Raw genomic sequence first — 19538 nt, forward strand, 5'->3', positions numbered from 1 at the left:
CCAGTATGCCCTTAGAAGGCAGGGTTTGACTGCCCCCCTGCTTGTTTTGGCTTCGCCTTGTTGACCTTGAGCACCCGTCCTAGCCATGTTGCACCGTCGAGATCATCAATGGCAGCGGCCTCCTGAGTTTCATCCACCAGTTCGACAAAAGCAAAGCCACGCCGTTTGCCTGTTTCTCGATCCACCGGCAACACAATCCGGCGAATAGCACCATATTTTTCAAAAACTTCGCGAAGATCGTTTTCTGTCGCCTCATAGGAGAGGTTGCCGATGTACAGTGTCATAACCCGAACTCAGAAGCAATTTGACAATCATCATAGCCTCTCGCTTTCCCTTACCCATGCGATCCAGACTACAGAACCCAACACCTTGCAAAGAAAATTAACGTTTTCTATCAGCCCCAAAATATATCAAGGTTAAAAAGAAATTAATTCCTCCCTTAATGTCACCTACAGCCCTTTGCACAGGGTTTGAGCCGCGTCCGACAGATTCAGCAAATTGCCGCAAGCCCATTCTCTCGTGGAATCCACCGGAGTCTCTCTAGGAGAGGATTTGAGTATTTTCAGTGGTCTTGTAGAAAATAATTTCACCCCCCTCGCAAGGGATCCCTCGGAACAGGGGGTTGCAATCCGCTCTGGGAGAGGCTATATTCAAGGTACTCTTGCTTCTCTTCGGGGAAGTAGATTAAATGAGAATGAACCAGCCCGTCAAAGAACGAATCACTGCCGCCATCAGTTGTAACAATACAGCTTGCAGGTTTTGACGCACGGCTTCTAGGGTCTCGAAGGACTGCCATGCTCATGCTGCTCGCAGATGTTGCCACAACCGCTCCATGGGATTGACCTCGGGGGCAAACACAGGCACAACATTGCGCACAATGCGATGCACCGTCGGGTAGGCGACCTCAAGCTGATGCTCCTGTCGCAGCAACTGCACAATAGCCTTGTAACTGTCAAACCCGCTGGGGTCTTGTAGGCGTTTCTGCAACTGTGGCATCACTGTTGGGGGGATGATGCGGGCGGCTTCGGGGGCGTCTTGACTGCCAATAACCGCTGAAGTCCTCCTTGGCGATAGGCGTTCAGCCAGCGAGTAATGCTGGACTCGTTGCAATGGAGCAATTGGGCAATTTGTGGGCAGCTGTGGACAAGTCCTTGCTTCAGCCAGTAGAGCATCTGCAAGCGTTCCTGCTGTCGGGCATTGGTTTCATGTTGTAGGCGCCGCTGCAGTTCTTCAGAGCTTTCTGTAATTGTGAGGACGAGCGGGCGAGCCATGAAGGTCTCCTACTGGGATGACTTCAGTTTTAGGATAGACAATTGCCTCGTTTAAGACCTATTTATTAAGCTCAATGTTACAAAGAGCTGGTATTAGCAGAATCAATAAATACAACCCTTTTTTAGAATATGAGACACGTGACGGGTACGCGATCCTCTCCCGCTCTTGCAGTTTTGAACCTGTCTCGGGCTGTAGTTCGAGCTACTGAATGGATGTGGGGTTTTTCTATGGGCGGTGAGGACAGTTCTGCGATTGCGCCAGCAAAACAACTATGCGATCCAAACCAGCACGGAGTTGAGCCGTGGCCTCCCCCCCTTGATTGACCACAAGACTAAAGACGAAAGGGCGATCCTGCAACGGTTCCACGTAGCCCGCTAGGGCAACCACCCCCCGCAATGTGCCGGTTTTCGCCCAGACACGATCCTGAGCCGCTGTATCACGAAAGCGCTGTCGCAGGGTGCCGGATCGTCCGGCAAGGGGGAGCGATCGCCGCCACAGCGAGGCATCCTTTGTTTGCGTTATATGTTGCAGCAGTGTGACTAAACCATTGGGCGTCAGCCAATTTTGCCGCGAGAGTCCCGAACCATCTACTAAAACCGCTGCTTGGACACCGATGCGCTCTAAATAGCGTTGGCGATAGCCGGGTTGTGCTGCCTCCAGAGCCGCAAGGAGCATTTCTGCATAGAAATTGTCACTCTCTTGGAGAACCGGCAAAATTAACGCTTCTAGGGGGGGTGAGGCATGGCGCACCAACACATCCGGTAGGGGGTCTGCTGTCTCCACAAGGCGAATTTGCTGCACTTGAATACCGGCTTGGGCAAAGGCCCGCTGCACCTGTTGTTGAAGATAGGGGATCGACTCACTGAGAGGAATGCGCAGTTTTGCCGGTTCACTGCCAATGTGGAGTTGACCCCGCACAATGATCTGCTGGCCGCGCACCTCACTTTCCAGAAATTCTGGCTCAGAGGGGGTCACGGTGCGGGTCTCATTGACCACTCGAAAATGAGTCTGCGGCTGCCGTAGTGCTAAGGGTTGCCCCAACTGTTGTGGTATGACCTCTAGGTTCAGGGCATTTTGATTGAGACTAAAGCGCGTCACTACCGCTGCATAGCCCATCGTCAGGTCTTCGATCGCCCATGTGGGTTCCATCCTCACAGGAGTTACACCGCCGATTTCCAAGATTGGAATCTGGCGAATGCCCTGTTGGCTAAGGCGGAGTGCCATTTGTTGCAGGTCTTGGCTGCTGAAACTAGGGTCAAAACTGCCCTGAAGACGCAGGGTTGTCCTGTCGGGCGATCGCGCGCTGAGGGTGGTCTCAAAGAAATGATTAGCTCCCCAATAGTCTAAGGCGGCAGCCACTGTCGTTAGCTTGACATTCGAGGCCACCAGAAAGAGCTTTTCCCCTTGGTAGTCGTAGAGAAGATCCCCCGTGGTTAAATCCCGCACCACCATGCCCCATTGACCCCGTTGCCATTGGGGATTTTGAATTTCCTGTTGCAGGGCACGAGCCAAGTCTTGGCGGCAGAGACCGAAGGCGGCAGGTGAAACCACCAGGACAATCAAACTAGCAGGGGGCAGAAGCCATCGAAGCCATGCCATGGGGCACTAGATCCTTGACATAGACGCGATCGCAACGCTGCGTTTCCACACCCGTCGCCGGCTGATAGCCCGCCTTTTCGTACAAATGGACGGCTGTAGTCATGATTGAGGCCGTTTCAATCCAGATTTTGCGGTAGCCGGCCGCTGCAATGGCTACCTCCAGATGGTGCAGGAGAAATGTCCCTAGGCCTTGGCCGCGTACGCGGGGATGGAGATACATTTTGCGAATTTCGACAGCCGCTTCGCCCCGCTGAATGGGATAGAAGGCGATCGTGCCCACAACTTCCGAGGCTCGCTCCACCACCCAAAATTGTCCGCCCCGGCGGTGGTAGTAATCTTCAACGTGAACCACATCGGCATCGGCGCCTTCGGGTTGCCAAGAAAGGCCAAACTCACTGAGGACATTAGCAATGAGGTGCATGACCGCTGCGCGATCGCGATCGCACCAATGGCGCACCCCACAATCCCCATAGTGAAGAAAAAATGCACTCAAGGACAGCTGCCTCCCATAAAATTACAGTCCTTTTCACAGAGAGAGAACACGCACAAAAGCATCGAAACCGCTGTGCCCCCAAAAGAACTGTACTGCCACTCTAACGATTCAGCGTGAGGCTCGCAAGATCATTTTGCTACTGTTTTTATCTTTGTTTCATCTTTGCTGCCGCCGCCGCTCTCTTAAGCGCCAACTTAGTATAGGAAAAGATGCTGGACAAACGGACGATGCAAGACTTTGGCGTTGTGATTGTCGGTGGTGGCTTAGCAGGCTGTCGTGCTGCTTTGGAAATTTGCCGCCTGGCCCCAGAGACCCCGATTGCCCTTGTGTCCAAAACCCATCCCATTCGTTCCCATTCCGTTGCTGCCCAAGGGGGCATTGCCGCTACGCTGAAAAATGTCGACAGCGAAGACTCTTGGGAAAGCCATGCCTTTGATACCGTCAAGGGGTCAGACTTTCTTGCGGATCAGGATGCCGTCGCCATTCTTGCCCAAGAAGCGCCCGATGTGGTGATTGACCTTGAGCATTTGGGGGTGCTCTTCTCTCGCCTGCCCGATGGCCGCATTGCCCAACGTCCCTTTGGTGGTCACACGCACCAGCGCACTTGCTATGCAGCCGACAAAACTGGTCATGCCATTCTCCACGAACTCTACTGCAATCTCCTGAAATACAACGTCACCTTTTTTAGTGAGTGGTATGTGCTGCGGCTGATTGTCGAGGATCAGCAGGCCAAGGGGGTCGTTGCCTACCACATTGAAACGGGTCAACTGGACATTCTGCGGGCACCTGCCATTCTTTTTGCCACAGGGGGCTATGGTCGCGTCTTTAATACCACCTCTAATGATTTTGCCTCCACGGGGGATGGCTTAGCGATGACGGCACGGGCAGGCTTGCCCCTTGAGGATATGGAGTTTGTCCAATTTCACCCCACGGGGTTGTATCCAGCGGGGGTTTTGATTTCTGAGGCGGTGCGCGGTGAAGGGGCTTATTTGGTCAATGCCGAGGGGGAACGCTTTATGGCACGCTATGCCCCCAGTCGCATGGAACTGGCTCCCCGTGATATTACCTCGCGGGCGATCGCCATCGAAATTCGCGAAGGGCGCGGCAGCCACAGTGATGGCTCAGCCGGCGGGCCTTTTGTTTATCTCGATGTCCGCCACTTGGGTCGCGAAACAATCATGAGTCGCATTCCCTTCTGTTGGGAGGAAGCCCATCGCTTGGCGGGGGTAGATGCCGTGGTGGAGCCGATTCCTGTACGTCCGACGGTGCACTATTCAATGGGGGGGATTCCGGTCAATGTCAATGGTCAGGTGCGTGCCAATGCCACGGAACTGGTGACCGGGTTTTATGCCGCTGGTGAGTGTGCCTGTGTCTCGGTGCATGGTGCCAATCGCTTGGGGAGTAATTCCCTCCTAGAATGTGTGGTCTATGGCCGCCGTACCGGTGGGGCGATCGCCCAAGATTTACCGAGCTTGCCCCAACCCCAATTTGACCCCCAGCCGTATCTACAGGCAGCGGAGCAACAGATTCAGCACCTCTTTAGTCAAGCGGGGGATTTACGCATTGCCCAACTACGGCAGCAGGTTCAAGATTGTATGACCCAATACTGTGGCGTATTTCGCACCGCGGCTCTGATGCAGAGAGGTTTGGAAGAATTGCAGCGGCTGAAAGCAGCCTATGCGCGGATTCGTCTCGACGATCGCCAGCGCTACTGGAACACAGAGCTGTTAGAGGCGTTTGAGTTAGCAAATATCCTCGTGGTTGCGGAAGTGATTTTGAGCAGCGCCCTTGCTCGCCAAGAGAGTCGTGGTGCCCACTTCCGTGAAGACTATCCGCAGCGGGATGATGTCAACTTCCTACGCCACACCCTAGCCACCTACCACAGCGACGGCATGAGGATTGACTATCTGCCCGTCACCATCACCATGTTTCCCCCCCAAGAGCGCAAGTATTAAAGCCATGCGACGGTTACCTGCGACCCCTGCCCTCAACCGTTTTATTATTGGCATCACCCTCTTTGTTCTGATCATGTTGGTGGCGGTGGTGGGCTACACCAGTTTTGGCTGGAACTGGCTCGATGCCCTTTACATGTACGTGATCACCGTCTTTGGCATTGGCTACAGTGAAGTGCGACCCCTGATTACGCCGGCGCAACGCTTCTTTAACATGCTGATCATTGTGGCCGGCAGTGCAGCAACGGTTTATACCATCGGTGCGGTGGTGCAACTGTTTACCGAAGGGGAGATCAAACGCCTACTGGATATTCAGCGGGCGAGCCGCGACATCAACAAACTCAACCGCCATGTCATTGTCTGTGGCTTTGGCCGCATTGGTCAGGTAATGGCTCAGGAATTATCGGCATTAAAAACCCCCTTTGTGATTTTGGATGTCAATGAACAGCGCATTGATCTAGCGATACAGTTGGGCTATTTGGCCTATTTGGGGAGTGCGGCGGAGGAAGAAACGCTGCGCGTGGTGGGGATCGAGCGGGCGATCGCCCTAGCGACGGTGCTGCCCAATGACACGATCAATGTCTTTATTACGCTGACAGCGCGCTCCCTGAATCCGAGCCTGCTGATTGTGGCGCGGGCGAATTTGGCAAGCACAGAAGCAAAGCTACGTATGGCAGGAGCGGATCACGTAGTCTTGCCGACAAAAATTGGTGCCATTCAAATGACTAACCTGATTCGGCGGCCACGCATTGACTTTCTTGAGCAAACGGGCGATCGCGAGACCCTCAACGACCTCTTGAGCCACATTGATGCTCACCTTGAGGAACTGGAGATTACTGCCGATTACCCCTACGTGGGTACGCGCTTGACAGGACTTGAGGTACGCGGCCAAGGGGCATTTATTATTGTTGGCCTGCGCAAAAGTGATGGCCAATTATTCCCGACCCGCGCCAATCCCCTTGTGGAAGTGGGCGATACATTGATTCTATTGGGGCATGCTCAAGATACCCCCAAGCTCATTCGCAAATATACTGCCCGCTCCCGCCACTCCCAATGACAACCCCCGCTCATCTCGCTGACCTTAAGGATCACGTCATCATTTGCGGCTATGGTCCCCTTGGTCGCACCTTAGCGATGAACTTGGCTGCTGCCCAAATCCCCTTTGTCGTGATTGACAACCAGCGGCAGCGACTACGGCTTGCCCAGCAGTCAGGGCACCTTTTCTATCGCGGTGACGATCTCATGGATGAAAATGAGCTGTTGGCGGTGGGGGTGGATCGCGCTCGCACTGTAGTGGCGGTTTTGGCCGATGATGCCAGTAATGTCTTTATCACCCTGATTGCCCGTCGCCTCAATCCCAACTTACAAATTTTGGCCTATGGTGAATTGCCAGCCACAGAGTCCAAACTGCGTTTTGCCGGTGCCGATCATGTGGTCTTGCCCTCGAGTATCAGTGCCCAACGCATGGTGCAGCTCATTACTCGCCCGACAGTCTTGGATTTTCTTGAGGAAAAGGATGAGCGCAGTCACTTGATTGAGCTACTCAGCCAGCTCGATCTTCAGATTGAGGAGTTTACGCTGCCCTTGGAGTCCTCGCTGGTGGGGCTAGCGATCGCCGATGTGGAAGCGAAAGGCCGAGGCCGCTTTATTATTGTTGCTGTCCGCCATCAGAACGGTGCCTTGGTGACCCATCCCCCCTTAACCTTGCCCCTAGGGCCGGGGGATACCCTGATTGCCCTTGGCCGAGCAGCGGAAATTAAAACCTTCTTTCGCCAATATGCCCACCGCCAGCCAATTCGCTATCGCGGCCTAGGAAGCTAGCCCTTCAGGCCAGCAGTGGTTTGGGAGGGAATGATATATCGTTGCAAGAAAATAAACACAATGAACACGGGCACAATTGAAATCACCGAGCCAGCGGCAATGAGTCGCCAATCCAAAGAAAACGTCCCCGCCAAGGTGACCACGCCAATGGGCAGGGTATAAAGTTCTGGCTGATCCAAGACCAACAGGGGCCAGAGAAAATCACTCCAAGCACCAATAAACACAAAAATGCCAAGGGTAACAAGGGCAGGGCGAATGGCCGGCAGCATCACAAACCACCACAGCCCCAATTCTGAGCAGCCATCGAGGCGAGCCGCTTCCTCTAGTTCCTTGGGCACCGCCATAAAGGCCTGTCGCAACAGAAAAATGCCAAAGGCAGAGGCCAAACTCGGCAGAATCATTCCCAGATAGGTATTCCGCAGCCCCAACTGCACCGCCAAAATAAACAGGGGAATCATGATGATTTGAAAGGGAATCATGATCGTGGCCAAAATGGCCGTAAAGATCACCTCACGTCCGCGAAAGGACAGCCGTGCCAAGGGATAGGCGGCTAAGGCCGAGGTCAGGAGATTGCAGGCCACCGTTAAGACTGCCACCAGTGTACTGTTGAACAGGTACTGGCCAAAGGGATTCGTTTGCCAAACCGTGACAAAATTCGCCCAGGTTGGTTCGGCGGGCAGCCAGCGGGGCGGAAAGGCAAAAATATCTTCATTGGCAGACTTGAAGGCGGTACTGGTGAGCCACACCAAAGGCAGCAGCATGACGATCGCGATCGCCACCAACAGCAGGTAGGTCAAGCCTCGCCGCAAGGTCATCGCCGTGTCCAAAGATTGGTAAACATCATCAACAGGCCACCAATGACAATGGCGATCGCAAGGCCGCCAGCAATCCAGTCTAGAGTTGTCGTTTCCATCGGTAATTTCCCAAGGGTACTTTTAGACACTGCGCAAGGCAACAATCGGATCCAGCCGCGCCGCCCGTTGAGCGGGAACCACCCCAAAGAAGAGGCCAATACTGCCCGAAACGCCCACAGCAAGAGCCACAGCAACGGGAGCAACCCCAGCCTCCAAGGGGGTCAACATCACCACTAGCATCACACCACCTACGCCCACTCCCGTGCCAATGAGACCACCGAGAGCCGAGAGGATCATCGCCTCAATCATAAACTGTGCCAGTATATCCCGCTGTGTGGCACCAATGGCCTTGCGCAGGCCAATTTCTTGGGTGCGTTCGGTTACCGAGACCAGCATAATGTTCATAATGCCAATCCCCCCCACCAGCAGGGAAATGCCGGCGATCGCCGCCAACATCAAGGTCAAGGCATTGCTGATATTGCCAATGATTTGCAGAGCTTCCTTTTGGGTTTGAATTGTAAAATCGTCCTCATCAACAATTTGATGGCGCAGCCGCAGGAGGTTGGTAATCTGAAACTTAGCCGCATCAATGCTCTGTTCATCACGGGCAGATACCGAGATAAAGGTTAGGGAAATCCCATAGGGGGAGCGCTGCCCCACAATACGGGAAGACATCGTCGTAATGGGAATATAGGCGGCCTCATCCTGATTGTTGCCAAGGAAAGCACCCTTTTCGGCCATGACGCCAATCACTTCAAAGGAAAGATTCTTGATCCGTACCTGCTGACCCACAGGATTTTCGTTAATAAAGAGCTTCCTCGCCAAATCCGAGCCTAAAATGACGACGCGGCGATGCCGTTCCACATCCTTATCGGAGATAAAGCGCCCCTGCGCCACTGTAAAACTGCGCACTGAAGGAAAGGTGGGGGTGGTCCCCACAATCAGCACATTCGTGTTGCGTCCTCGATAGGTAACCCGTTGTTGCACTTGAATTTGGGGTGCCACTTCCTTAACGGTGGGCACTTGGGTGGCGATCGCCTTAGCATCCTCAAGGACAAGGGTTTGCGGCACATTAAACGTGCGGTTGCGGGCTTGGGGCGTCCCCGGCACAATAAAAAGCGTATTCGGACCAAGGGATTCAAACTGACTGGCGGCATAGCGCTGTGCCCCCTGACCCACGCCGACCATGGCAATCACCGCTGCGTTGCCAATAATAATCCCCAGCATCGTCAGGCCACTACGCAGTCGATTGGCCTTGAGGGTGGCGATCGCCATGCGCACACTTTCAGCAATGTCCATGATTCTGCGCCGAAAACACCTGTTTTTAATCTAACTTGAGATCTTCTTTTTCCTCAGACTTCTAGTGGGGGGTTCAGGATTGCGGTAGGGGAATGCTTTTGCCGTTGAAGTGGTTCATCGCTGCCTCCACCCCAGACTGAATACTTAATTCAATCGCATCCACGGCAAGGTCAAGCACAGCAGGTAAAATGGCGAGTTCAGCAGCCGAAAAATGTCCCAAAACAAAGGGCACAGCATTGCGCGGCCCGGTTTGTTGCTGCAGGCGATCGCCAAAGGCAATGCCCACCTTGAGGCGGGGAAACTGCTGCGAATGACAGTGTTGAATAATTGACTTAATGCCGTTGTGTCCGCCCGTCGAGCCACTCAAGCGCAAGCGCAGCCGCCCCAAGGGCAAATCGGCATCATCATAGACGACAAGGGTTCGCTCAAGGGGCAGCTTATAAAAATTCAGCAGGGCATGGAGAGACTGCCCCGAACTATTCATATAGGTAGTGGGTTTGAGGAGGCGTACCTTTTGACCATGAATCGGAACCTCGGCCACCTCTCCCAAGAAGCGCCGCTGCGGGGTCAACTGCACCTTATACCGATCGGCAAGGGCGTCAAGGACACGAAAGCCAATATTGTGGCGCGTCGTCGCATACTCTGCCCCCGGATTCCCAAGGCCGACAATCACACAGGGTTGGAGAACCATGCCACCTAAGCAGAGGGTTCCCGCGATGATTCCGATTCTGCCTTGGCCTGCTGTTCCTGTTCGAGGGCAGCGGTCTGCCGTTTCATTTCATCTTGGAATTCACGGGAGGCTTCCTCAAAGGCACGCTTGGTTTTGCCAAGGCTGCGACCAATTTCCGGCAGCTTTTTAGGGCCAAAGATTAAAAGCGCCACCACCAGAATCACAATCAGTTCCGGCAGACCGATACCAAAAACGTTCATGGGTTATCCTAGTGCTTTCCAACTCACGTTAACACCATCGAGGATGAGTGTCGAGTTGTAGATTTGCAAAATAATCAGCAAAAAGACAAGGAACAGCCCCATAAAGACCGCCATCAAGGGAGTGGTACCCCAGCCGGGGGCAACTTTACCGTATTCAGAGTTCAAGGGGCGCAGGAGATCCCCTAGCCAAGTCCGTCGTGCCATAAATCCCTTTTTTGAACGAGATGAACAGAGTTTTAATGTTTCGTAATATTATAGAAGCACATCTTGCTCCCATTGAGAACGCTTCTATGGAACCTGCAACAGTTCTTAGCATTGCTCTCGCTGCCATCTGCATTGGCGTGACCGGCTACTCTATCTACCTCTCCTTTGGCCCTCCTTCCAAGGAGTTAGCGGATCCTTTTGACGATCACGAAGACTAAAGCTAGAGTCCCTCAACGGGGACACCCAAAAAGCTGGCGATTGTGGCGCCTTGGGTTTCGAGTTCTGCCAACGGCAAGGGCGCACCTACGCGCGTTAGGGGGACTTCGCCGCGACCTTTGATTTTAAGGTAGAGGGCGCGTTTCGGGTTTAGCCCTTCTTTAATCACAATTCTCACGGATTGGACATCGCTGATGGGGCAGCTGACCTCAATGCGGCGATTCTTCCCCGGAAAACCCCAGCGGAAAATGCGCACAACGCCCGTTTCTTTGTTGAACTCGTTAAAGCCACCGCCAATATCCCAAGCGATCGCCAGCCACAGATACGTTGCCAACAGCAGCGCCGCCACCCCATAAAAGCCAATGGCAATACCTTGGGGAATAAAGACCAAATCAATTGGGTTCCCAATGGGCAGTAGGTTGCGGTGCAAATAGCTAGAAAGACCAGCCAAAAAGAAGCCCAAGCCACCAATGGAGACCGCTGTTGCCCAAAAGTAGTTACTAGGGCGACGGGAACCCAGCACCGTATAGCGCAGAATCGACTCTTGACGCGGGGATGGCTCAGTTACAGGGGAGTTCGTCATAGCTTCCGTTGCCAAAGTTAAAGCACTTTACATATTAAGAGAAATTGGGGGTATTCCTAAAGGAAGAATTTCTGTGCCTCCACAATCCTCTGCATAAAAGCTAGGCTAGAACTACTCTTGGGTGGCTAATTCTACCTGTAGAGTAGGGAAGTCCGAAAAAGCGTTTTTCTTGCAATTCATACAATATAAATAGTTAAAAACTGGAAAAAGGGGTCAAAGGGTCAGCTATGCAACCATCCAATCCAAATCAATTTACCGAAAAAGCATGGGCCGCGATCGCCCGCACACCAGATCTAGCCAAGCAGGCACAGCACCAGAATCTCGAAAGTGAACACCTGATGAAATCGCTGCTCGAGCAAGAGGGTCTAGCGACACAAATTTTCCAAAAAGCTGGCTGTTCGGTGCAGCGCATTCGCGATCTCACCGATGAATTCATTAACCGTCAGCCGAAAATCAGTAATCCCAGTGGCGTCTATCTAGGACAGAGCCTTGACAAGCTCCTCGATCGCGCCGAAGAGGCACGCAAACAGTTTGGCGATGAGTTTATCTCGATTGAGCACTTGGTATTGGCCTTTGCCCAAGACGATCGCTTTGGCAAAAAACTTCTTCAGGAGGTCGGCCTGAGCGAAAAAGCCCTACGGGAAGCGATTCAGCAAATTCGCGGCTCCCAAAAAGTGACGGATCAAAACCCAGAGGGCAAATATGCGGCGCTGGAAAAATATGGCCGTGATCTGACGCTCTTGGCTCGTCAAGGGAAACTGGATCCCGTCATTGGCCGTGATGATGAAATTCGCCGTGTGATTCAGATTCTTTCCCGCCGTACCAAAAATAACCCAGTGCTCATTGGTGAACCCGGCGTTGGTAAAACCGCCATTGCTGAAGGCTTGGCACAGCGGATTGTGGCGGGGGATGTGCCTGATTCCCTGCGCGATCGCCAGTTGATTGCTCTCGACATGGGTGCCTTGATTGCCGGTGCCAAGTATCGCGGTGAATTTGAAGAGCGCCTCAAAGCAGTTCTCAAGGAGGTCACCGACTCCAACGGCCAAATCATCCTCTTTATTGATGAAATCCACACTGTCGTTGGTGCCGGGGCAACCCAAGGGGCGATGGATGCCGGCAACCTGCTCAAACCGATGTTGGCGCGGGGGGAACTGCGCTGTATTGGTGCCACCACCCTTGATGAGTACCGCAAGTACATTGAAAAGGATGCAGCCTTAGAGCGGCGCTTCCAGCAGGTCTATGTGGATCAGCCCAGCGTTGAGGACACGATCTCGATTTTGCGGGGTCTCAAGGAACGCTATGAGATCCACCATGGCGTGAAAATTTCCGATACCGCCTTGGTGGCAGCAGCTACGCTCTCAACCCGCTACATTAGCGATCGCTTCTTGCCCGATAAAGCCATTGACTTGGTCGATGAAGCCGCCGCGAAACTGAAAATGGAGATTACCTCCAAGCCGGAGGAACTGGATGAGATTGACCGCAAAATCCTGCAGCTGGAAATGGAGCGGCTCTCCTTGCAAAAAGAAACCTCGGCAGCTTCGCGCGATCGCCTTGAGAAACTGGAAAAAGAGCTAGCGGATCTCAAGGAGGAGCAAAGCCGCCTCAATGCCCAGTGGCAAGCAGAAAAAGAGGTCATTGACCGTCTCCAAGCCATCAAAGAAGAAATCGAAAAAGTCAACATCGAGATCCAGCAAGCGGAGCGCAACTACGACCTCAACCGTGCCGCTGAACTGAAGTACGGCAAACTCACAGAACTCCACAAACAACTGGCGGCAGCCGAAGCCAAACTGCGGGAGATTCAAGTGGGGGGTCGCTCTCTGCTGCGGGATGAAGTGACCGAGGCCGACATTGCTGAAATCATCTCCAAGTGGACGGGCATCCCTGTCAGCAAACTGGTGGAGTCGGAAGCCCAAAAACTGCTGCACCTCGAAGAAGAGCTGCACAAGCGGGTTGTCGGTCAAGATGAGGCCGTCACCGCAGTGGCAGAAGCCATTCAGCGCTCCCGTGCCGGACTAGCGGATCCCAACCGTCCCATTGCCAGCTTCATCTTCCTTGGGCCAACGGGTGTCGGTAAAACGGAATTGGCCAAAGCCTTGGCGGCCTTCATGTTCGACACCGAAGAGGCGATGGTGCGGATTGACATGTCGGAGTACATGGAGAAACACGCCGTATCGCGGTTAATTGGGGCGCCCCCCGGTTATGTGGGCTATGACGAAGGCGGTCAACTCACAGAAGCCATTCGCCGCCGTCCCTATGCCGTGGTTCTCTTCGATGAGATCGAGAAAGCCCATCCCGATGTCTTCAACATCTTCCTGCAAATTCTCGATGATGGCCGTGTCACTGATGCCCAAGGGCGGACGGTGGACTTCAAGAACACCATCATCATCATGACCAGCAACATTGGTTCTCAGTACATCCTTGATGTGGCCGGCGATGACAGCCGCTACGGGGAAATGTACAATCGCGTCATGGAGGCAATGCGCGCCCACTTCCGCCCTGAATTCCTCAACCGCGTGGATGAATTTATCATCTTCCACAGCCTGCGCAAGGATCAATTGCGGCAAATTGTTCAATTGCAGGTGCAGCGGTTGCAGCAACGCTTGAGCGATCGCCACATTACCTTGTCCCTCACAGAGAAGGCGATCGACTTTTTGGCCGAAGTGGGTTACGACCCCGTCTATGGTGCCCGTCCGCTGAAACGTGCCATCCAGAAACAACTGGAAACCCCCATTGCCAAAGCTATCCTACGGGGCGACTTCTTCGATGGCGATACGATTCTGGTGGATGTGGGCGAGAACGAACGCCTCAGCTTCCAGCGTCAAGCGGAACTGGCAACTGTTTAGGTGCAACTAAAACTGATTCAAGAGGGTTGGGTTGGGGCTTTCCCCTCAGCCCTCTTTTTTTGACCAAGCGTTTTAGTAGCCTCGGTCAAACAGGGTAATCTTGGCCAACAGTCCTGCCACCATCAAAAAGAGTGCCACTAGCAGTGCCCAAAGGCGATTTTCCGTTGAACCTTGACGCTTCCCTAAGTCCACTAACTGCTCGCGATTGGTTTGCACTTCCAAGCGAACCGCCTCGATTTTGGCTTCTATGGTGTTGAATTTCTCGTCAATCGTGTTAAACTTCTCGTCAAATTTTGCTTCTAGCGTGTTCAGCTTCTCTTCAAACTTGGCTTCTAGTGTGTTCAGTTTCTCTTCAAACTTGGCTTCTAGTGTGTTGAACTTTTCTTCAAATCTGACTTCTATAGCATTCAATTTCTCATCTACTATCTGGAACTTTTGATCAATCGTATTGAATTTCTCACGGATTTCCGCGTGACCGACTTTCACCTCAAGGGTAAGTTCCGCCAGTTGGGACTGCATGGCCTTCATGGTCTCGAGGACTTCTGCGAATTGAGACTGGGTGACGGGTTCACTCATGCTGCTCATCCTTAGACTTGGTCAAACAGGGTAATCTTGGCCAATAGTCCCGCCACCATCAAAAAGAGTGCCACTAGCAGTGCCCAAAGGCGATTTTCCGTTGAACCTTGACGCTTCCCTAAGTCCACTAACTGCTCGCGATTGGTTTGCACTTCCAAGCGAACCGCCTCGATTTTGGCTTCTATGGTGTTGAATTTCTCGTCAATCGTGTTAAACTTCTCTTCAAACTTGGCTTCCAGCGTGTTCAGCTTCTCTTCAAACTTGGCTTCTAGTGTGTTGAACTTTTCTTCAAATCTGACTTCTATAGCATTCAATTTCTCATCTACTATCTGGAACTTTTGATCAATCGTATTGAATTTCTCACGGATTTCCGCGTGACCGACTTTCACCTCAAGGGTAAGTTCCGCCAGTTGGGACTGCATAGCCTTCATGGTCTCGAGGACTTCTGCGAATTGAGACTGGGTGACGGGTTCACTCATGCTGCTCATCCTTAGACTTGGTCAAACAGGGTAATCTTGGCCAATAGTCCCGCCACCATCAAAAAGAGCGCCACTAGCAGTGCCCAGAGGCGGTTTTCCGTTGAACCTTGACGCTTCCCTAAGTCCACTAACTGCTCGCGATTGGTTTGCACTTCCAAGCGAACCGCCTCGATTTTGGCTTCTATGGTGTTGAATTTCTCGTCAATCGTGTTAAACTTCTCGTCAAATTTTGCTTCTAGCGTGTTCAGCTTCTCTTCAAACTTGGCTTCCAGCGTGTTCAGTTTCTCTTCAAACTTGGCCTCCAGAGTCTGGAATTTTTGATCAATCGTATTGAATTTCTCACGGATTTCCGCGTGACCGACTTTCACCTCAAGGGTAAGTTCCGCCAGTTGCGACTGCATGGCTTTCATGGTCTCGAGGACTTCTGTCAGTTGCGATTGGGTGACGGGTTCACTCATGCTGCTCATCCTTAGACTTGGTCAAACAGGGTAATCTTGGCCAATAGTCCCGCCACCATCAAAAAGAGCGCCACTAATAGTGCCCAAAGGCGGTTTTCCGTTGAACCTTGACGCTTCCCTAAGTCCACTAACTGCTCACGATTGGTTTGCACTTCCAAGCGAACCGCCTCGATTTTGGCTTCTATGGTGTTGAATTTCTCATCAAATTTTGCTTCCAGCGTGTTCAGTTTCTCTTCAAACTTGGCCTCCAGAGTCTGGAATTTTTGATCAATCGTGTTAAATTTCTCACGGATTTCCGCGTGACCGACTTTCACCTCAAGGGTAAGTTCCGCCAGTTGCGACTGCATGGCTTTCATGGTCTCGAGGACTTCTGTCAGTTGCGATTGGGTGACGGGTTCACTCATGGGTGGAGTTCAAGGGGACTTAAGTTTATTCTAGAGTGACCCAGCAATTTCCGTTTTTAACGTCTCCATAAATGCCGAATAATTTTGGTGGTTGGCTGGGAAGCCGAGTTATAGCCAAGTCTGGGGTAATGTGTCTGCAATAAACTGACGTGCTTCAGTACCATCGTCAGGCTGGCGATCGCCTCCTTGGTATTTCCCAATTGCTCCTCCAGCCAAGCCAGATTGCGACGATGATTTAGTTCTGCTTCTAAAACGATAATTTCTTATTGGCAGAAAATTAAATGGTTATTAACTCTCAGATGGTAGGGTGTTATATGCTACACAGGCAAGGGTGATTTTTCGTATTTTTACTTCCTCCTATCTGGTGATTTTTGCGACCTGTACTCCTCAGAATGCCCAAAACGAACCTCAAAGGATACAGAGACAGGGCAAACGCCGGCAAGGGTCTGACGGTATATTGGATTCAGACTGCCAGCCCCAATCTTTGGTAACGGTGAGGAAACTTGTGTTCATGGTCAGTGAGCAACAGCAATGGTAAGTTCTGGTCCCAAGCCCCGTCCAGAAGGGTTTGCTGCTCTGATGCGGAACAAGAATTTCCTCAAGTTATGGGGCGGTCAAATCATCTCCCAACTGGCGGACAAAATTTTTCTCGTCCTCCTAATTACACTGGCGGTTTCCTATGACGCCAGCTATGAACTGCCCGGCTCTAAGGCCTCAGCCGTAATGATTGCCAATACGCTACCAGCGGTCTTCTTTGGTTCAACGGCGGGCACCTTTGTGGATCGCTACCCGAAGCGGGAGCTAATGAGCATTACCAATATTCTGCGCGGGCTACTGGTTTTTGCTCTGATCTTTATTCCGAAGCGGTTTACGCTGCTGCTCCTGATTGCCTTTTCTGAGTCCATTCTTACGCAATTCTTTGCCCCGGCAGAACAGGCGGCGATTCCCCTGCTAGTGAAGGAGGAAAATCTGCTCTCAGCGAATGCCCTCTTTATCACAACAATGATGGGGTCACTTGTAGTGGGGTTTGCCATCGGTGAGCCATTGCTGAGTGGTGCTGTGGCCATAGGGGGTGTCTATGCCCGTGAAGTCGTTGTCGGTGCGCTGTACGTTATGGCGGGATTGGTTTTAGCCTCGATTCGCTACCGAGAAGCAGTTCATGAGCGCGATCGCCACCTCAATGTATGGCAGGACTTGCAGGAGGGGTTTCACTACGTGCGCAAAAATCGCCTCTTGGGGAATGCCATGCTCCAGTTAACGATCCTCTATTGTGTCTTTGCCGCCTTGACGGTGTTGGCCGTCAGTTTAGCCCAAGAAATTGGCCTGCGTCCTAATCAGTTTGGCTTTCTCTTGGCCGCCGCAGGGCTGGGGTTAATTTTAGGGGCGGGGGTTTTGGGCCAATGGGGGGAAAAATTGCATCACCGACCGCTGCCTTTGATTGGCTTTTTGGTGATGGCAGCCGTCCTGCTGGTCTTTGCCTTTGTGCATCATCTGTGGGTGGGTCTGGGCTTAAGTATTTTGCTGGGAATGGGGGCATCTTTAATTGGTATTCCCATGCAGACCCTCATTCAAGTTCGGACGCCGGCGACGATGCGGGGTAAGGTCTTTGGCTTCCAAAATAACATTGTCAATATTGCCCTCAGTGTGCCCTTGGCGATCGCCGGGATTCTTTCGGACTTCCTTGGCCTCACAGTGGTCATGGTGGGGATGGGGGGCGTGGTGGCGATCGCGGGCATTTGGGCATGGCGGAATACACGAGCCGTTCTTGAGGATGCGATTTAGGAGACAGGAATGCCCCTACTACACTTGAGTACTTGGCCAGAGGTCGAAGCCTATCTCAACACTTCCAAGGGGATGATTATTCCCATTGGCTCCACGGAGCAGCATGGCCCTATGGGTCTCATTGGTACTGATGCCCTCTGTGCCGAGGCGATCGCCAAAGGGGTAGGAGAAGCAACTCATGCCCTTGTTGCCCCGACAATTTCCGTGGGCATGGCCTTACACCATACGGCTTTCCCCGGCACGATTAGTTTGCGTCCTAGTACCTTGATTTTCGTCATTCGCGACTATTTAGTGAGCTTGGTACGGGCAGGCTTTCAACGTTTCTTTCTTATTAATGGTCATGGCGGCAATATCGCGACAGTGAAGGCGGCCTTTGCGGAAACCTATGCAGTCTTAGCCGATTTGCACATTCCCGAGGCGGATCAGGTGCGCTGTGAGTTGGCCAATTGGTTTATGTGTTCCTCAGTGATGCAACTAGCACGGGAATTGTATGGCGATCGCGAGGGTTCCCATGCCACCCCCAGTGAAGTGGCGGTGACCCAATTTCTCTATCCAGAGGCCATTAAACGCGTTCCCCTCAATCCCGAAGTCAACACCAGTCATGCCATCTACGGTGCCGCAGATTTTCGCCGCCGTTATCCCGATGGTCGTATGGGGGCAGATTCCAGCTTGGCCACCCCTGAGCATGGACAGCAATTCTATGAGCGGGCTGTTCAGGAGTTGAGCGATCGCTACCGTCAATTTCTGCAAGCCGACTAAATGACTTTCTCTCTCCCAGCTCAAACGTGGCATTGGCACGGTTACCCGATTCTCTATCGGCATCAAGGGACTCAGGGCATCCCCCTACTCCTGATTCACGGCTTTGGTGCCTCTAGCTTGCATTGGCGCAAAAACATCCCTGCCCTCGCAGCTCACCATCAAGTCTATGCCATTGATTTACTGGGCTTTGGTGGCTCCGCCAAACCCGCTCCCTCGGTCATCCCCTATACATTTGAGACGTGGGCAACCTTGGTTCTAGACTTTTGCCGCGAGGTCATTGGTCAGCCCACGGTTTTAATCGGCAACTCCATTGGCTGCGTCGTTGCTTTACAGGCCGCTGTTTTCCAGCCTGCATGGGTCAGTCAACTGATCCTGCTGAACTGCTCTTTGCGTCAGCTCCACGATCGCAAGCGATCGCAACTCCCTTGGTACCGCCGTTGGGGAACCAGCCTACTCCAGCAACTTTTAGGCAATCGCACCCTTGGCACCTACTTTTTCCGCCAAATTGCCCAACCCCGTACTGTGCGCCGTATTCTCCACCAAGCCTATGCCAACACTGCCGCCGTCACCGATGAACTGGTAGAGATATTACTCACCCCTGCCCAAGACGTGGGGGCTGCCGAGGTCTTCTTAGCCTTTGTTCGCTATTCCCAAGGTCCCTTACCCGAAGACCTGCTACCCCAGATTACCTGCCCCACCTATTTTCTGTGGGGTGCCGCCGACCCTTGGGAACCCATTGATGAAGGGCAGAAGCTAGCTCAATTTCCCTGTGTGCAGGAGTTTGTCGCCTTACCAGAGGTGGGCCATTGCCCTCAAGATGAAGCACCTGAGCAGGTGAATGCCCACAGTCTGAAATGGTTGCGCAAAATTTCCATCACTGACTAGGATGTTCTCTGAACTCGTGTTATACTGGTAAAGCTTAACGGGGCGTAGCGCAGCTTGGTAGCGCACCACTTTGGGGTAGTGGGGGTCGTGGGTTCAAATCCCGCCGCTCCGATTCATTGTTAGCAATCC

Annotated in this window: 23 protein-coding genes and 1 tRNA gene; 9 read left to right on the forward strand and 15 right to left on the reverse strand. The window is 52.7% G+C overall.

Annotated features, from left to right (window positions below; translation table 11 throughout):
• Positions 1-11 precede the first annotated feature (11 nt).
• The 5 genes from RHJ02_RS03770 to RHJ02_RS03790 all read right to left on the reverse strand — a co-directional run bounded on the left by RHJ02_RS03770 (position 12) and on the right by RHJ02_RS03790 (position 3292).
• The gene (locus RHJ02_RS03770) at positions 12-284 is read right to left on the reverse strand and encodes an RNA-binding protein (RefSeq protein WP_149820749.1); all 273 of its coding nucleotides are present in this window, start codon (positions 282-284) and stop codon (positions 12-14) included.
• A gap of 514 nt (positions 285-798) precedes the next feature.
• Positions 799-987, reverse strand: a complete 189-nt coding sequence (locus RHJ02_RS03775; RefSeq protein WP_310743407.1) for a hypothetical protein — start codon at positions 985-987, stop codon at positions 799-801.
• An 8-nt stretch (positions 988-995) separates the two neighbouring features.
• Positions 996-1271: a helix-turn-helix domain-containing protein gene (locus tag RHJ02_RS03780; RefSeq protein WP_206201130.1), complete on the reverse strand. Its 276-nt coding sequence runs from the start codon at positions 1269-1271 to the stop codon at positions 996-998.
• Between the two features lie 226 nt (positions 1272-1497).
• A complete protein-coding gene (gene dacB / locus RHJ02_RS03785; RefSeq protein WP_310744839.1) occupies positions 1498-2871 on the reverse strand; it encodes a D-alanyl-D-alanine carboxypeptidase/D-alanyl-D-alanine-endopeptidase in 1374 nt (457 codons plus the stop codon).
• Positions 2837-3292, reverse strand: coding sequence for a GNAT family N-acetyltransferase (locus RHJ02_RS03790; RefSeq protein ID WP_399373362.1), 456 nt, complete (start codon positions 3290-3292; stop codon positions 2837-2839). The genes dacB and RHJ02_RS03790 overlap by 35 nt, the downstream gene beginning before the upstream one ends.
• Positions 3293-3591: 299 nt before the next feature.
• Between RHJ02_RS03790 and RHJ02_RS03795 the strand changes: the two genes are divergently transcribed.
• From RHJ02_RS03795 to RHJ02_RS03805, 3 genes are read left to right on the forward strand one after another with little or no spacing between them, the layout of a single operon-like run.
• Positions 3592-5319, forward strand: a complete 1728-nt coding sequence (locus tag RHJ02_RS03795; protein WP_206201603.1) for a succinate dehydrogenase/fumarate reductase flavoprotein subunit — start codon at positions 3592-3594, stop codon at positions 5317-5319.
• A gap of 4 nt (positions 5320-5323) precedes the next feature.
• Positions 5324-6373 (forward strand): TrkA family potassium uptake protein, encoded by a 1050-nt coding sequence (locus RHJ02_RS03800; RefSeq protein ID WP_302676762.1) that lies wholly within the window; start codon positions 5324-5326, stop codon positions 6371-6373.
• A complete protein-coding gene (locus RHJ02_RS03805; protein WP_206201133.1) occupies positions 6370-7137 on the forward strand; it encodes a TrkA family potassium uptake protein in 768 nt (255 codons plus the stop codon). The genes RHJ02_RS03800 and RHJ02_RS03805 overlap by 4 nt, the downstream gene beginning before the upstream one ends.
• Here RHJ02_RS03805 and RHJ02_RS03810 read toward each other — a convergent pair.
• From RHJ02_RS03810 to psbH, 5 genes are all read right to left on the reverse strand, one after another.
• Positions 7134-7952: a carbohydrate ABC transporter permease gene (locus RHJ02_RS03810; RefSeq protein WP_206201134.1), complete on the reverse strand. Its 819-nt coding sequence runs from the start codon at positions 7950-7952 to the stop codon at positions 7134-7136. The two genes, RHJ02_RS03805 and RHJ02_RS03810, sit on opposite strands and share 4 nt — an antisense overlap.
• 120 nt (positions 7953-8072) lie before the next feature.
• Positions 8073-9290: an ABC transporter permease gene (locus RHJ02_RS03815; RefSeq protein WP_206201135.1), complete on the reverse strand. Its 1218-nt coding sequence runs from the start codon at positions 9288-9290 to the stop codon at positions 8073-8075.
• Positions 9291-9363: 73 nt separating this feature from the next.
• Positions 9364-9981 (reverse strand): aminoacyl-tRNA hydrolase, encoded by a 618-nt coding sequence (gene pth, locus RHJ02_RS03820; RefSeq protein ID WP_206201136.1) that lies wholly within the window; start codon positions 9979-9981, stop codon positions 9364-9366.
• Between the two features lie 5 nt (positions 9982-9986).
• Positions 9987-10220 (reverse strand): TatA/E family twin arginine-targeting protein translocase, encoded by a 234-nt coding sequence (locus RHJ02_RS03825; protein WP_206201137.1) that lies wholly within the window; start codon positions 10218-10220, stop codon positions 9987-9989.
• A gap of 3 nt (positions 10221-10223) precedes the next feature.
• The gene (psbH, locus tag RHJ02_RS03830; protein WP_149820192.1) at positions 10224-10424 is read right to left on the reverse strand and encodes a photosystem II reaction center phosphoprotein PsbH; all 201 of its coding nucleotides are present in this window, start codon (positions 10422-10424) and stop codon (positions 10224-10226) included.
• Between the two features lie 86 nt (positions 10425-10510).
• On the opposite strand from psbH, the gene psbN reads away from it, so the two are divergent.
• Complete coding sequence (gene psbN, locus RHJ02_RS03835) at positions 10511-10642, forward strand: photosystem II reaction center protein PsbN (RefSeq protein WP_206201138.1); 132 nt, start codon at positions 10511-10513, stop codon at positions 10640-10642.
• 2 nt (positions 10643-10644) lie between these two features.
• Here the strand turns inward: psbN and RHJ02_RS03840 are convergent, their stop codons facing one another.
• Positions 10645-11223 (reverse strand): photosystem I assembly protein Ycf4, encoded by a 579-nt coding sequence (locus RHJ02_RS03840; protein ID WP_310743412.1) that lies wholly within the window; start codon positions 11221-11223, stop codon positions 10645-10647.
• A gap of 227 nt (positions 11224-11450) precedes the next feature.
• Between RHJ02_RS03840 and clpB the strand changes: the two genes are divergently transcribed.
• Positions 11451-14066 carry an ATP-dependent chaperone ClpB gene (gene clpB, locus RHJ02_RS03845; protein ID WP_310800470.1) on the forward strand — a complete coding sequence of 872 codons (2616 nt, stop codon included), beginning with the start codon at positions 11451-11453 and terminating at the stop codon, positions 14064-14066.
• A gap of 72 nt (positions 14067-14138) precedes the next feature.
• On the opposite strand, the gene RHJ02_RS03850 is transcribed toward clpB, so the two are convergent.
• From RHJ02_RS03850 to RHJ02_RS03865, 4 genes are read right to left on the reverse strand one after another with little or no spacing between them, the layout of a single operon-like run.
• Positions 14139-14642 (reverse strand): hypothetical protein, encoded by a 504-nt coding sequence (locus RHJ02_RS03850; RefSeq protein ID WP_149820187.1) that lies wholly within the window; start codon positions 14640-14642, stop codon positions 14139-14141.
• 11 nt (positions 14643-14653) lie between these two features.
• Positions 14654-15121: a hypothetical protein gene (locus tag RHJ02_RS03855; RefSeq protein WP_286668631.1), complete on the reverse strand. Its 468-nt coding sequence runs from the start codon at positions 15119-15121 to the stop codon at positions 14654-14656.
• Between the two features lie 11 nt (positions 15122-15132).
• Complete coding sequence (locus RHJ02_RS03860; RefSeq protein WP_149820185.1) at positions 15133-15579, reverse strand: hypothetical protein; 447 nt, start codon at positions 15577-15579, stop codon at positions 15133-15135.
• 11 nt (positions 15580-15590) lie between these two features.
• Positions 15591-15983: a hypothetical protein gene (locus RHJ02_RS03865; protein WP_149820183.1), complete on the reverse strand. Its 393-nt coding sequence runs from the start codon at positions 15981-15983 to the stop codon at positions 15591-15593.
• A gap of 531 nt (positions 15984-16514) precedes the next feature.
• On the opposite strand from RHJ02_RS03865, the gene RHJ02_RS03870 reads away from it, so the two are divergent.
• From RHJ02_RS03870 to RHJ02_RS03885, 4 genes are all read left to right on the forward strand, one after another.
• Positions 16515-17765, forward strand: a complete 1251-nt coding sequence (locus tag RHJ02_RS03870; RefSeq protein ID WP_149820181.1) for an MFS transporter — start codon at positions 16515-16517, stop codon at positions 17763-17765.
• Between the two features lie 9 nt (positions 17766-17774).
• Entirely contained in the window at positions 17775-18524 is a 750-nt protein-coding gene (locus RHJ02_RS03875) for a creatininase family protein (RefSeq protein ID WP_310744843.1), read from the forward strand.
• Complete coding sequence (locus RHJ02_RS03880; RefSeq protein ID WP_310744844.1) at positions 18525-19409, forward strand: alpha/beta fold hydrolase; 885 nt, start codon at positions 18525-18527, stop codon at positions 19407-19409. It abuts the gene before it with no gap.
• Positions 19410-19447: 38 nt separating this feature from the next.
• Positions 19448-19521: transfer RNA gene (locus tag RHJ02_RS03885), tRNA-Pro, on the forward strand.
• Positions 19522-19538 lie beyond the last annotated feature (17 nt).

The organism is Thermosynechococcus sp. TG215, assembly GCF_031583455.1.
In the GTDB taxonomy this organism is placed as follows: domain Bacteria; phylum Cyanobacteriota; class Cyanobacteriia; order Thermosynechococcales; family Thermosynechococcaceae; genus Thermosynechococcus.

What these genes read in the sequence shown, in the direction of transcription:
- RHJ02_RS03770 (WP_149820749.1), bottom strand. Translation starts at nt 284, where the DNA reads ATGACACTGTACATCGGCAACCTCTCCTATGAGGCGACAGAAAACGAT.
- RHJ02_RS03780 (WP_206201130.1), bottom strand. Translation starts at nt 1,271, where the DNA reads ATGGCTCGCCCGCTCGTCCTCACAATTACAGAAAGCTCTGAAGAACTG.
- dacB (WP_310744839.1), bottom strand. Translation starts at nt 2,871, where the DNA reads ATGGCATGGCTTCGATGGCTTCTGCCCCCTGCTAGTTTGATTGTCCTG.
- RHJ02_RS03790 (WP_399373362.1), bottom strand. Translation starts at nt 3,292, where the DNA reads ATGCACCTCATTGCTAATGTCCTCAGTGAGTTTGGCCTTTCTTGGCAA.
- RHJ02_RS03795 (WP_206201603.1), top strand. Translation starts at nt 3,592, where the DNA reads ATGCAAGACTTTGGCGTTGTGATTGTCGGTGGTGGCTTAGCAGGCTGT.
- RHJ02_RS03800 (WP_302676762.1), top strand. Translation starts at nt 5,324, where the DNA reads ATGCGACGGTTACCTGCGACCCCTGCCCTCAACCGTTTTATTATTGGC.
- RHJ02_RS03805 (WP_206201133.1), top strand. Translation starts at nt 6,370, where the DNA reads ATGACAACCCCCGCTCATCTCGCTGACCTTAAGGATCACGTCATCATT.
- RHJ02_RS03810 (WP_206201134.1), bottom strand. Translation starts at nt 7,952, where the DNA reads ATGACCTTGCGGCGAGGCTTGACCTACCTGCTGTTGGTGGCGATCGCG.
- RHJ02_RS03815 (WP_206201135.1), bottom strand. Translation starts at nt 9,290, where the DNA reads ATGGACATTGCTGAAAGTGTGCGCATGGCGATCGCCACCCTCAAGGCC.
- pth (WP_206201136.1), bottom strand. Translation starts at nt 9,981, where the DNA reads ATGGTTCTCCAACCCTGTGTGATTGTCGGCCTTGGGAATCCGGGGGCA.
- RHJ02_RS03825 (WP_206201137.1), bottom strand. Translation starts at nt 10,220, where the DNA reads ATGAACGTTTTTGGTATCGGTCTGCCGGAACTGATTGTGATTCTGGTG.
- psbH (WP_149820192.1), bottom strand. Translation starts at nt 10,424, where the DNA reads ATGGCACGACGGACTTGGCTAGGGGATCTCCTGCGCCCCTTGAACTCT.
- psbN (WP_206201138.1), top strand. Translation starts at nt 10,511, where the DNA reads ATGGAACCTGCAACAGTTCTTAGCATTGCTCTCGCTGCCATCTGCATT.
- RHJ02_RS03840 (WP_310743412.1), bottom strand. Translation starts at nt 11,223, where the DNA reads ATGACGAACTCCCCTGTAACTGAGCCATCCCCGCGTCAAGAGTCGATT.
- clpB (WP_310800470.1), top strand. Translation starts at nt 11,451, where the DNA reads ATGCAACCATCCAATCCAAATCAATTTACCGAAAAAGCATGGGCCGCG.
- RHJ02_RS03850 (WP_149820187.1), bottom strand. Translation starts at nt 14,642, where the DNA reads ATGAGTGAACCCGTCACCCAGTCTCAATTCGCAGAAGTCCTCGAGACC.
- RHJ02_RS03855 (WP_286668631.1), bottom strand. Translation starts at nt 15,121, where the DNA reads ATGAGTGAACCCGTCACCCAGTCTCAATTCGCAGAAGTCCTCGAGACC.
- RHJ02_RS03860 (WP_149820185.1), bottom strand. Translation starts at nt 15,579, where the DNA reads ATGAGTGAACCCGTCACCCAATCGCAACTGACAGAAGTCCTCGAGACC.
- RHJ02_RS03865 (WP_149820183.1), bottom strand. Translation starts at nt 15,983, where the DNA reads ATGAGTGAACCCGTCACCCAATCGCAACTGACAGAAGTCCTCGAGACC.
- RHJ02_RS03870 (WP_149820181.1), top strand. Translation starts at nt 16,515, where the DNA reads ATGGTAAGTTCTGGTCCCAAGCCCCGTCCAGAAGGGTTTGCTGCTCTG.
- RHJ02_RS03875 (WP_310744843.1), top strand. Translation starts at nt 17,775, where the DNA reads ATGCCCCTACTACACTTGAGTACTTGGCCAGAGGTCGAAGCCTATCTC.
- RHJ02_RS03880 (WP_310744844.1), top strand. Translation starts at nt 18,525, where the DNA reads ATGACTTTCTCTCTCCCAGCTCAAACGTGGCATTGGCACGGTTACCCG.